This is a genomic window from Azospirillum sp. UENF 112521 (assembly GCF_058780665.1).
This window is the reverse complement of record NZ_JBSNCI010000005.1, coordinates 722,808-734,357: the sequence shown is the minus strand read 5'-3', so window position 1 is coordinate 734,357 and position 11,550 is coordinate 722,808. Positions and strand designations below refer to the sequence as shown.

At 67.8% G+C, this 11,550-nt stretch carries 8 protein-coding genes; 5 read left to right on the top strand and 3 right to left on the bottom strand.

Features of this window, described 5'->3' with window-relative positions; genetic code table 11:
- Positions 1 to 116: 116 nt before the first annotated feature.
- Both ACWPN8_RS28145 and ACWPN8_RS28140 read left to right on the top strand, forming a co-directional pair.
- On the top strand, positions 117 to 1,130 hold the full coding sequence (locus ACWPN8_RS28145; RefSeq protein ID WP_492243139.1) for a chemotaxis protein CheB: 1,014 nt from the start codon (positions 117 to 119) through the stop codon (positions 1,128 to 1,130).
- 115 nt (positions 1,131 to 1,245) lie between these two features.
- Complete coding sequence (locus tag ACWPN8_RS28140; protein ID WP_492243138.1) at positions 1,246 to 3,534, top strand: FdhF/YdeP family oxidoreductase; 2,289 nt, start codon at positions 1,246 to 1,248, stop codon at positions 3,532 to 3,534.
- A 54-nt stretch (positions 3,535 to 3,588) separates the two neighbouring features.
- Here ACWPN8_RS28140 and polA read toward each other — a convergent pair whose 3' ends face one another.
- From polA to ACWPN8_RS28125, 3 genes are all read right to left on the bottom strand, one after another.
- Positions 3,589 to 6,513, bottom strand: coding sequence for a DNA polymerase I (gene polA / locus ACWPN8_RS28135; RefSeq protein WP_492243137.1), 2,925 nt, complete (start codon positions 6,511 to 6,513; stop codon positions 3,589 to 3,591).
- A gap of 132 nt (positions 6,514 to 6,645) precedes the next feature.
- Positions 6,646 to 7,425, bottom strand: coding sequence for a response regulator transcription factor (locus ACWPN8_RS28130; RefSeq protein ID WP_109450993.1), 780 nt, complete (start codon positions 7,423 to 7,425; stop codon positions 6,646 to 6,648).
- Between the two features lie 118 nt (positions 7,426 to 7,543).
- Positions 7,544 to 8,419 (bottom strand): substrate-binding periplasmic protein, encoded by an 876-nt coding sequence (locus tag ACWPN8_RS28125; protein ID WP_492243136.1) that lies wholly within the window; start codon positions 8,417 to 8,419, stop codon positions 7,544 to 7,546.
- 461 nt (positions 8,420 to 8,880) lie between these two features.
- On the opposite strand from ACWPN8_RS28125, the gene ACWPN8_RS28120 reads away from it, so the two are divergent.
- Genes ACWPN8_RS28120 through siaC form a run of 3 tightly spaced genes read left to right on the top strand, consistent with a single transcriptional unit; the run spans position 8,881 to position 11,535 of the window.
- Complete coding sequence (locus tag ACWPN8_RS28120; protein ID WP_492243135.1) at positions 8,881 to 10,575, top strand: SpoIIE family protein phosphatase; 1,695 nt, start codon at positions 8,881 to 8,883, stop codon at positions 10,573 to 10,575.
- A 19-nt stretch (positions 10,576 to 10,594) separates the two neighbouring features.
- Positions 10,595 to 11,140, top strand: a complete 546-nt coding sequence (locus ACWPN8_RS28115; RefSeq protein ID WP_492243134.1) for a SiaB family protein kinase — start codon at positions 10,595 to 10,597, stop codon at positions 11,138 to 11,140.
- A gap of 20 nt (positions 11,141 to 11,160) precedes the next feature.
- Entirely contained in the window at positions 11,161 to 11,535 is a 375-nt protein-coding gene (gene siaC, locus ACWPN8_RS28110; protein WP_109450990.1) for a biofilm regulation phosphoprotein SiaC, read from the top strand.
- The last annotated feature ends 15 nt before the right edge of the window (positions 11,536 to 11,550 follow it).

The window sequence follows — 11,550 nt, the reverse complement described above, 5'->3', positions numbered from 1 at the left end:
CCGCCCCCGGCTCAAGCGACGTGGAGACCTACGCCCTTCCCGGGAACTGCTGCAAGCAACAGGTGAATTATTCAGCCAATCGTGAAACGCCGCGGATGCGGACCTGTTCTGGTTTCATGGAGAATCGCGACATCATCGCCATCGGTGCGTCGGCCGGCGGGTTGACCGCTCTCACCCGCCTGTTCGGCGCGATGCCGAAAGGATGGGCGCCGACTGTGTTCGTCGTTCTCCACATCACGCCCAATGCCACCAGCGTCCTGCCGCAGTTGCTGGAACGGATCGGCTGGCTGCCGGCCTTCCATCCCGTGGATGGCGAACCGATCCGCCCCAGTCACATCCATGTGGCGCCGCCCGACCACCATCTGCTGGTCCACCGCGACCGGGTGCTGGTCCGCCGCGGCCCGCGGGAGAACCGGACCCGGCCGGCGGTGGACCCGCTGTTCCGCTCGGCCGGGGTCGCCTTCGGCAGCCGTGTCGTCGGCGTCGTGCTGTCGGGCACCCTGGATGACGGCACGTCCGGCCTGCGGGCGATCCGCCGCTGCGGCGGCATCGGCGTCGTCCAGGATCCGGACGATGCCGAATGGCCGGGAATGCCGCAAAGCGCCATCGACAAAGGCGAGGCCGATCACGTCCTGCCGCTCGCCCATATGCCGGCCCTGCTGTACCGGCTGGCCGCCGAACCGGCCCCATCTGGCCCACCCGTGCCGCTCGATGTCGCCACGGAGGCGCGGATCGCCGAGCAGGAGTTCACAGCCGTGTCAGAAGACACCAACGCGGTCGGCAAGCCGACCACCCTGTCCTGTCCGGAATGCGGCGGCGGCCTGAGCGAGATCCATGACGGACCGGTGCTGCGCTTCCGCTGCCATGTCGGCCATGCCTACAGCCCCGACAGCATGGAGGCGGCGCAGGCCGAAGCGATGGAAACGGCCCTTTGGGTCGCCCTGCGGACCCACGAGGAACGGGTGGAGCTGTTCCAGCGCCTGGGCGACTATGCCCGCGAACGCGGCCAGGACCTGATCGCCGCCAATTGGGACAGCCAGAAGCAGGAGGCACGCAAGAACGCCGAACTGCTGCGCGCAGTGCTGTCCAAGCCGGATGTCCGGAACACCAGTTCCCAGAAGAAGCGCTGACCGGTTCGGGGAACCCGAAGCCGTCCGCCGGGTTGGATCCTTGTCGGAACCGACGTTCCGGTCCCAGGAGCCTGCCCCCGAAATGTCGCAAGACCACTCCCCAGAGTATCGCCCCATGAGCATCGACGGCCTGTCGGACGACAAGGACACCCCGCATTACGACGGTCCGGCCGGAGGCTGGGGGTCGGTCGGGTCGATGGCCCGCATCATGGGGGAGGAACGGCCGACCCCCGCCGTGCTCGACACGCTGCGCCGGCAGAACAAGCCCGGCGGCTTCATGTGCGTGTCCTGCGCCTGGGCCAAGCCGGCCAAGCCCCGCGCCTTCGAGTTCTGCGAGAACGGCGCCAAGGCGACGATCTGGGAACTGACCAGCCGGCGCTGCACTCCCGACTTCTTCGCCCAGCACACGGTCACGGAGCTGAAGGGCTGGAAGGATTACGATCTGGAGCAGCAGGGGCGGCTGACCCACCCGATGCGCTATGACCGCGCCGGCGACCGCTATGTGCCCTGCGGCTGGGACGAGGCCTTCGCCGCCATCGGGGCGGAGCTGCGCGCCATCGCCCCGGAACAGGCGGTGTTCTACGCCTCGGGCCGCGCCAGCCTGGAGACCTCCTATCTCTACGCGCTGTTCGCGCGGCTCTACGGGCACAACAATCTGCCCGACAGCTCCAACATGTGCCACGAGACGACCTCGGTCGGGCTGAAGACGGTGATCGGCTCGCCGGTCGGCACCTGCGTGCTCGACGATTTCGAGAGCTGCAACGCCATCTTCTTCTTCGGCCAGAACACCGGGTCGAACAGCCCCCGCCTGCTCCACCCGTTGCAGGACGCGGTGAAGCGCGGCGCGAAGATCGTCACCTTCAACCCCGTGCGGGAAAAGGGTCTGGAGAGCTTCCGCAACCCGCAGAGCCCGCTGGAGATGCTGACGGGCAAGGACACCCAAATCTCCACCCTCTATTTCCAGGTCAAGACCGGCGGCGACATCGCCGCGATCACCGGCCTGATCAAGCATGTGCTGGCCGCCGAGAAGGAGCGGAAGGCGGACGGCAAACATATCCTCGACCACGACTTCATCGCCCAGCACACGGCCGGATTCGAGGAGATGAAGGCGCGGGTCGACGCCATCGGCTGGGAGGAGATCGAGGAGGAGTCCGGCCTGACCCGCGCCGACCTAAAGCAGGCCGCCGACATCTACATCGAGGCGGAACGCTCCATCGCCATGTACGGCATGGGCCTGACCCAGCAGGTGCACGGCTCGGAGACGCTGGGGGCTCTGGTCAATCTGTGGCTGCTGAAGGGCAACATCGGCCGCGACGGCGCCGGCATTTCGCCGGTGCGCGGCCATTCCAACGTCCAGGGCCAGCGCACCGTCGGCATCTCCGAAAAGCCGGAGCTGGTGCCGCTCGACCGGCTGGCCGAACAGTACGGCTTCGAGCCGCCGCGCAAGGAGGGGCTGAACACCGTCAAGGCCTGCGAGAAGATCCTGTCGGGCGAGGTGAAGGCCTTCATCGGGTTCGGCGGTAACTTCGTCCGCGCCATCCCCGAGCGCGAGCGGATGGAGGCGGCCTGGTCGCGCCTGCGCCTGACCGTGCAGATCGCGACCAGGCTGAACCGCAGCCACCTGATCAACGGCGAGGTCGCCTATCTGCTGCCCTGCCTGGGCCGGGCGGAGGAGGATGTGCAGGAGAGCGGCGCGCAGGCGGTAACGATGGAGGACAGCCTGAGCTGCATCCACGGCTCGCTCGGCAACAACACGCCGGCCAGCCCGCATCTGAAATCGGAGGTCGCCATCGTCGCCGGCATGGCGAAGGCGACCCTGCCGCCCAACCCGAAGGTAAAATGGGACGCGTGGGTGGCCGATTACCGCCGCATCCGTGCCCAGATCGAGGCGACCTATCCCGACCAGTTCCACCATTTCAACGAGCGGGTCTTCACCCCCGGCGGCTTCTACCGCGGCAACCCGGCACGCGAGCGGATCTGGAAGACGGAGTCCGGCAAGGCCCACTTCACCCCGCCGGGCCGTCTGCGCGCCATCGGCTTCGAGGATGCGCCGGGCCGCTGGCGGCTGATGACGATGCGGTCGAACGACCAGTTCAACACGACGATCTACGGCTACTCCGACCGCCTGCGCGGCATCGAGGGCACCCGCGACGTGCTGCTGATGAACCCGCAGGACATCGCCGCCGCCGGCTTGCGCGAGGGTCAGGTGGTGGCGCTGGCGAGCGATGCCGGCGACGACGTCGACCGCCGGGTGGGAGGGCTGACGGTGACGCCCTTCCAGCTGCCGCGCGGCTGCGTCGGGGCGTACTACCCGGAGATGAACCCGCTGATTCCGCTGTGGTATCACGACGAGGCGTCGAAGACGCCCGCCGCGAAGGGGGTGCCGGTACGGATCGTGGCGTAGGAAAAAACTGCAATCCCCTCTCCCCGGGGAGGGAGAGGGGGGTTCTCGCCCCCCTCAGTGCGCCTCTTCCCAGTTATCCCCGATCCCGGCTTCCGCCACCAGCGGCACGCCGAGCGTCGCCGCACCCTCCATCACCTCGCGCACAATGCGCGCGGCGTCCTCGGCTTCCGCTTCCGGCACCTCGAACAGCAGTTCGTCGTGCACCTGCAGCAGCATCCGTGCGTTGCTGCCGGCGGCGGCGAGCGCGCCCGGCATGCGGTTCATCGCCCGCTTCATGATGTCGGCGGCGGTGCCCTGGATCGGGGCGTTGATCGCCTGACGCTCGGCGAAGGCGCGGCGGGCGGCGTTCTTTTCCTGGATGCCGGGCATGTAGCAGCGGCGGCCGAACAGCGTCGCCACATAGCCGTGCTGGCGGGCGAAGGCCTTGGTCGCCTCCATCCACACCTTCAGCTCGTGGAAGCGCTCCAGATAGGTCTTGATGAAGGCGTTGGCCTCCCCCGGCGCGATGCCGAGCTGGCGGCCCAGCCCGAAGCCGGAGATGCCGTAGATGATGCCGAAGTTGATCGCCTTGGCCTTGCGGCGGATGTCCGGCGTCATCTGCTCCAGCGGGATGCCGAAGACCTGGGCGGCGGTGGCGGCGTGAATGTCCAGCCCGTCGCGGAAGGCGTCCTTCAGCGCCTGGATGTTCGCCATCTCCGCCACCAGACGCAGCTCGATCTGCGAATAATCGACGCTCAGCAGCTTGTAACCGGGGGACGCGACGAAGGCGCGGCGGATCTTCTTGCCCTCCTCCGTCCGCACCGGGATGTTTTGCAGGTTGGGGTCGGTCGAGGACAGGCGGCCGGTGTTGGTCGCCGCCAGCGCGAAGGCGGTGTGGACGCGGCCGGTGACCGGCGAGATCTTCTCCTGCAACGCGTCGGTGTAGGTGCTCTTCAGCTTGGCGAGCTGGCGCCAGTCGAGCACACGCTGGGCGATGGTGTGGCCCTGTTCCGCCAGCTCCTCCAGCACGCTGCTGTCGGTGGAATAGGCTCCGGTCTTGCCCTTCTTGCCGGTGCCGAGCTTGAGAGTGTCGAACAGGATTTCGCCCAGCTGCTTGGGCGAGCCGATGTTGAAGCTCTGGCCGGCCAGCGCATGGACATCCTTCTCGATCTCGGCGAGGCGGAGCGACAGGCTCTGCGACAGGTCGGACAGCGCCTTCTTGTCGATGTGGACGCCGGCCCGCTCCATGTCCGCCACCACCGGGACCAGCGGGCGGTCCAGCGTCTCGTAGACGGTGACCATGCGGTCGTCGACCAGCCGCGGCTTCAGCAGCGTCCATAGCCGCAGCGTGATGTCGGCGTCCTCGGCGGCATAGGCCAGCGCCTTGTCCAGCGGCACGCGGTCGAAGGTGATCTGGTTCTTGCCGGTGCCGCAGACCTCCTTGAAGGGGATCGGCGTGTAGGCGAGGTGCAGCTCCGCCAGTTCGTCCATGCCGTGGCCGTGCGACCCGCCCTCCAGCACGTAGGAGATCAGCATGCTGTCGTCGACCGGCGACACGTTGACGCCGTTGCGGGCGAACAGCTGATGGTCGAACTTGAAGTTGTGGCCGATCTTCAGGACCGACCGGTCCTCCAGCACGTCCTTCAGGATCGCCATCGCCTCGTCGGTCGCGATCTGCCTGGGCGGCGTCGGGGCCTCGAAATCGAGTTGGCCGGCCGCCGCCGCACCCTCCGCCTTGTGGGCGAGCGGGATGTAGCAGGCGATGCCCGGCTCGGTCGACAGCGAGACGCCGACCAGCGTGGCGGTGGCCGGCGTCAGGCTGTCGGTCTCGGTGTCGACCGCCAGCACGCCGGTCTCGCGCGCCCGCTCGACCCAGCGGCGCAGCGCGTCGGCATCCTGGACCAGCTCGTAGCGCACCTCCGGGACGTTCAGCACCGTCCTGCGGGCCGGGCGGTCCTCCGTGGCCGGGCTTTCCGCCGTCGCCGGCGACTTCGCCGCAGGGCTGGGCATGGAGCCGGGGGCCGGGAGCGAGCCGCCGGCCCCGTCGGCGATGCGGCCGTCCTTCTGCATCTCCATCTCGACGCGGGAGACGATGCTGCGGAAGCCCTGGGCGCGCAGGAAGTCGATCAGCCGCTGGTGATCGGGCTCGCGCACCCGCAGCTCGTCCAGCGGCTTGGGCGGCGGCACCTGATCGTCGAGCAGGACCAGACGGCGGGAGACGCGGGCCAGATCGGCGAACTCGACCAGCTTCTGGCGGCGGGCCGGCTGCTTGATCTTCTCGGCATTGGCGAGCAGGGCTTCCAGGTCGCCGTATTCGGTGATCAGCTGGGCGGCTGTCTTCACGCCGATGCCGGGCACGCCGGGGACGTTGTCGACGCTGTCACCGGCCAGCGCCTGTACGTCCACCACCTTCTCCGGCGGGACGCCGAACTTCTCGAACACCTCGTCGGGGCCGATGGCCTTGTTCTTCATCGGGTCGAACATGCCGACGCCGGGGCGGACCAACTGCATCAGGTCCTTGTCCGACGACACGATGGTGACCGGCCGGCCGGCCTCCTGCGCCAGACGGGCGTAGGTGGCGATCAGGTCGTCGGCCTCATAGCCCTCAAGCTCCAGGCAGGGCAGGCAGAAGGCCTCCGTCGCCTCGCGGATCAGCGCGAACTGCGGCTTCAGCTCCTCCGGCGGCTCCGGGCGGTGGGCCTTGTAGTCGGGGTAGAATTCGTTGCGGAAATTCAGGCGCTTGCTGTCGAAGACCACCGCCACGGCCTCCGCCTTGGCGTCGGCCAGCAGTTTCAGCAGCATGTTGGAGAAGCCCAGCACCGCGTTGACCGGCGTGCCGTCCGGTCGCGTCAGCATCGGCAGCGCATGGAAGGCGCGGAAGATGAAGCCCGAGCCGTCGACCAGATACAGGCCGCTGCCGTCGCTGCCCGAATTGGCGCCGCCGGAAGCGGGGCTGCCGGTCGCGGGGGTGTTCTCGGAGGCGGCGGTGGCATCTGTCATGGTGGTCTCTCGTCCCTTCCTTGCGGGCGCTACCATCGCCGAAGGAGGGCCGGGAGTCGAGTGCCGAGACCGGGGTGGAGACCCGCCGCCAACGCCCCTTGCCGCCGGCAGCACACCGCCGGCAGCGCGGCCTCAGTCGGCGCTGTCCTCCACCGCGCTGGTCACCACCGGGCCGACGAAGGCATAGCCGACGCCGTGGACCGCCTGGACCGGCAGGGCGCAGCCGCTGCGCTCCTCCACCTTGATGCGCAAGCGGCGGACCAGGGAATCGATGGAGCGGCTGTAGGGGTCCCAATCGCGGCCGGTCAGGGTGACGGAAATGTCCTGGCGGCTGACCGCCTCACCGGGGGCGGCGACCAGCAGCGAAAGAAACTTGTACTCCGTCGCGGTCAGCGGCACGGCGGAACCGGTCGGCGGCTGGATGCGCCATTCGATGTCGTCGAACACCCAGACCTTGCGCGAGTCCGCAGGGGCAAGGGCAGGCGCCGGACCGGGCAACGACACCCCGATCCCCGCCGGTTGCTCTGTGGCCGATTGCGGTGCGGCGCCCTTCTGCATCCGGCGCATCAGCGCCTTGATCTGCGCCTCCACCTCGCGGAAATCGACCGGCTTGACCAGATAGACGTCGGCGCCCAGCTCCAGCCCGATGACACGGTCGATCAGTCCGGATCGCGCCGTCAGCATGATGATGGCGGCCGAAGAGCTGGCGCGGACGCGGCGGGCGACCGAGAATCCATCCTCGTCCGGCAGATTGATGTCGAGCACGATCACATCCGCCGGGCCTGCCTCCAGCAGGCGGTCCAGCTCGGCGCCGCGCGACGCACCCCCCACCTCGAACCCGCAGCGGTCGAGATATTCGACAAGATCGTCACGAAGGTCGGCTTCGTCCTCGACCACAATGATCCGGGCCACGACGCCTCACGCCCCCATTCACATTCATATGAAGTTATATTAAACGCCCGAAGCGGTTACGCAAACCATATCGGACGGATGGGATAAACCCCGGTTCCGCAAATCCGGTTCCGCGACCTCACCTTTGGGACAGGTAGCGGTCGCCGACCGTCGCGGAATAGCGGCCGACCCAGTCGCGGTCGATGGCGTCGAGGCGCCCCTTCGCCTTCATCTCCGCAAGGCAGCGGTCGAAGTCGGCGCGCAGCTGTTCGTCGCGGAACACCATGCTGTAGGCGGTGGGCGGGAAGATGGCGGTGAACTGCACCGGCTGGGCCGGGTCGAAGGGCAGGCCGCCGGCCGCCTTCGCCTTTTCCTGAAGCTGGCGGTTGTATTCGGCGAAGATCAGGCCGTCGGCCAGAACCGCGTCGACCCGACCGGCGAACAGCAGGTTGGAATGCACCATCTGGTCGGCGCGCTCCCGGAAATCGCCGAAGCTGGGGATGGCGGCGCGCAGCCCCGGCAGCACGTCCGGCGCGCCGGAAAAGGTGATGACGCGCTTGCCCGCCAGATCGGCCAGCGACTGCACGGTCAAACCGCTGCTCTTCAGCACGGAGGCGCCGTTCTGGTAGAGGATGTAGGGGGCGGAGCGGGCTCCCGGCATCTCCATGCCCGCCGGGACGGTGGAGACGGCGTCGATCTGCCCTCCCGGTTGCCCGCCGGCCTGCGCGCTTCCCTGGACGCTGTCGCGGTAGTCGTTCCAGTGGCGGCCGAAGGGGACGACCTTGAAATGCGCCTCATGCCCGCAGGCGGCCAGCGTCTCCGCGATGATGCTGGCCTCGCGCCCGGTGCCGTCGGCGCTCATCATCGGGGGCAGTTCCGGCGCCAGCACGGTCACCGGACGCGCAGCGGCGGGCAACGCCGTCGCGGCCAATGCGGCAAGAACGGCCCCGCCGACGGCGGCAAGTCTGGCTGGAACGGTCCGCGGGACAACGAATGCACGAACACCAAACGCCATCCTTCGCTCTCCCCCAGAAGACAGCTCCAGCCGCCGGCTCTTGCCACAAGCAACAGTATCCGAGGGTAGCACGGCCGGCGACGCGGGCGTCTACGGGAAAAACCGCTTTCCCCCAAAGGCTTCAGCCGGGTGGCCAGGCCGTTGTTACACTTCGTCGCAATTGGATGGAAATGGTCTCCGCCGGTTTCCGATTGTTCCCATTTTCCCGGATGTCCCGACACTGCATGAAGCCGGTGCCGAATGTTATTTCAGGACTGATTGATCCCGTCGTGCTAAGGGTAACCTTATCCGCCACATGCATCATGTCCGCCGGCCGGTTCGATGACTGTCGGCATGCTGCACGCGAGGGTGGATTTACTGATGCGCCTGGGACTATCGCGGATCCGGCAACCGGGGCCGCGGCTGACTTGAAACCCGCCATGAACACGGATCGTCCGATCGGCCGGGTCAGGAGGATGTGGATGAGCGTCACGGGATGGGACGACACCGAATCCTATACGCTGCGCGGCGCCGGCCCCCAGGGGTCGGGCGACGAGGTGGTCCGTGCCGGCGGGTCGTCGCTGCTGACCCGCGTCATCCTGATGATCGTCGGCTGCACCCTGCTGGTCGGGCTGATCGCCATGGGCGTCTCCTCCGTCCTGGTCGGCCGGCAGCAGAGGGAGGCGCTGACCCACCGGGCGACCCTGGTCGGCACGCTCCAGGCCTCGGCCATGGGGCAGGCGGTGTGGGAGTTCGACACCCGCGCGGTGGAGGCGATGATCCGCGGCCTGTTGGCCGAGGACGCGGCGGTGCGCAGCGTCAAGGTGTGGGCGGCTTCCGGCGGCCGCGGCGGCCATGGCGAGCCGCTGGTGGCGCTGGAGCGTCCGGCCGGCCGGGCCGAGCTGACGACCGTCGAAAAGCAGATCGTCATGTCCGGCAGCAACGGCGAGCGCACGATGGTCGGCCTGCTGCGCATGACCTATTCGCTGGAGGAGGCGGAAAGCGCCACCATGACCGCGCTGGCGCCGATGGCCGGACTGGTCTTCTTCTCGCTGCTCGCCGTCATCGGCATGATCAGCATCCTGCTGAACCGGCTGGTGCTGGCGCCGCTCGCCCGGCTGACGCGCTCCGCCGGGGCCATCGCCGCCGGCGACTACCGCGTCCGCCTGCGCAACACCCGCGCCGACGAGATCGGGCAGCTGACCGTCGCCTTCAACCACATGGCGGAAACCGTCCACGGCTATACCGAGCGGCTGGAACAGCGCGTCGCCGAACGGACGGAGGAGCTGCGCCAGTCCAATGAGCAGCTGGCGGTCGTCAACCGGCAGGTGATGGACAGCATCCAGTATGCCAGCCTCCTGCAATCCGCCATCCTGCCCGACGAGCGGGAAATGGCACGGCACCTGGACGGCGTCTGCGTGCTTTGGCGTCCGCGCGACGTGGTGGGCGGCGATTTCCACATCTTCCGCGAGTTGGAGGACGGCCGTTTCCTGATCGGCGTCGCCGACTGTTCCGGCCATGGCGTGCCGGGGGCCTTCATGACGATGACGGTGTCGGCCGTCCTGGACCATGTGCTGTCGGAAACGCCGGACAGCGATCCGGCGACGATCCTGGGCGGGCTGAACCGCATGGTGCGCGCGGCACTGGCCCGCGGGCGCGACAACCCGCGCTTCGACAACGGCCTGGACATCGGGCTGTGCCTCGTGCGGCCGGACCGGGGAGACCTGCTGTTCGCCGGCGGGCGGATCGGCCTGCACATCGTCGACTCCGCTGCCGGCGGGACCGTCGATGAGGTGAAGGGCGATGCGCAGAGCCTGGGCTATCGCCGGTCCGACAGCAGCCACCGCTTCACCACCCACCGGGTGGAGCTGGCGCCCGGACGCAGCTTCTATTTGACCACCGACGGCTTCCTCGATCAGGCCGGCGGCACCCGCGGCTTCGGCTTCGGCAACCGCCGCTTCGCCGCGATGCTGCTTGAGCATGACGCGATCCCGATGACGGAGCGCCGGGCCGCCTTCGCGCAGGCCCTGGCCGAGCATCAGGGCGAGCGGGCACAGCGCGACGACATCACCCTGGTCGGCTTCACCGTTTCGCCTGCCGCCGCACCGGCCGCAACACCGGTGCTTGCGGCGGCATCCGCGCCCGACGCATCCTCATCCCACCCCGTTCACCCGTAAGGCAGGTCGTCAAGGTCCGATGAAAGGCAACGAACTCTTCAACCTTCAGGAGCTGCTGTCGCGGCAGAAGCTGCTGATCTGCTTCAGCGGCCCCTTCAGCCACAGCGTCATCGAAGAGCTGGGCAAGGCGGTCCGCAACCATCTGGAAAATGAGCGGATCGAAAAGTCGGCGATCATGGACGTCTTCTCCGTCTATGTGGAGCAGGCGCAGAATGTCCGCAACTACACGGCGTCGCGGGAAGCGCTGGGCCGGCCGATCCCGGCCAACAGCGGCATCGTGGTGATCGGCAAGGAGCATGACCATTACGTGGTCAGCTCCGGCAATCTGGTGGAGGCGGACGACGTCCCCGGCCTGTCGGCGATGCTGGAGAAGCTGCGCGGGCTGGACAAGGCCGGCCTGAAGGCGGTCTACAAGGAACAGTCGCGCAAGCCGCGCGAGGCGGGCGCCAGCGGCGCCGGGCTGGGCCTGATCGACATGGCGCGCAAGGCCACCCGGCCGCTGGAATATTCGTTGCGCGCGGTGGATGACACCTATTTCTTCTTCAGCCTTGAAGTGCAGCTATAAGAAATCACGGAATACACATAATGGACAGTTTGCGGATCGAGGCAACCTCCTGCTCTCCCCTGATCGATTTCGATCCGGCGGCCGGACTGCTGCGCATCGAAGGCGAATCCTATCCGGAGAACTCCTTCGATTTCTACGCGCCGGTGTTCAACTGGCTGGAGGATTATCTGAAGACCCCCGCGCCGGCAGTGGTGCTGGACATCGGGCTGAGCTACCTCAACACCAGCAGCATCAAATGCATGATCGACGTGCTGGAAATGCTGGACGGCGCCCACCAGCAGGGCCAGACGGTGTCGGTGCGCTGGCATTACGACAGCGACAACGACCGCGCCCTCGACATGGCGGAGGAGTTTGCCGAGGACGTGTCTCTGCCGTTTGAAATTCTGGCCCATTGATGGCGCGCTGAGTAC

Coding starts and splice junctions, on each gene's coding strand:
- ACWPN8_RS28140 (WP_492243138.1), top strand. CDS start 1,246: ATGAGCATCGACGGCCTGTCGGACGACAAGGACACCCCGCATTACGAC.
- ACWPN8_RS28125 (WP_492243136.1), bottom strand. CDS start 8,419: ATGGCGTTTGGTGTTCGTGCATTCGTTGTCCCGCGGACCGTTCCAGCC.
- ACWPN8_RS28145 (WP_492243139.1), top strand. CDS start 117: ATGGAGAATCGCGACATCATCGCCATCGGTGCGTCGGCCGGCGGGTTG.
- siaC (WP_109450990.1), top strand. CDS start 11,161: ATGGACAGTTTGCGGATCGAGGCAACCTCCTGCTCTCCCCTGATCGAT.
- ACWPN8_RS28120 (WP_492243135.1), top strand. CDS start 8,881: ATGAGCGTCACGGGATGGGACGACACCGAATCCTATACGCTGCGCGGC.
- ACWPN8_RS28115 (WP_492243134.1), top strand. CDS start 10,595: ATGAAAGGCAACGAACTCTTCAACCTTCAGGAGCTGCTGTCGCGGCAG.
- polA (WP_492243137.1), bottom strand. CDS start 6,513: ATGACAGATGCCACCGCCGCCTCCGAGAACACCCCCGCGACCGGCAGC.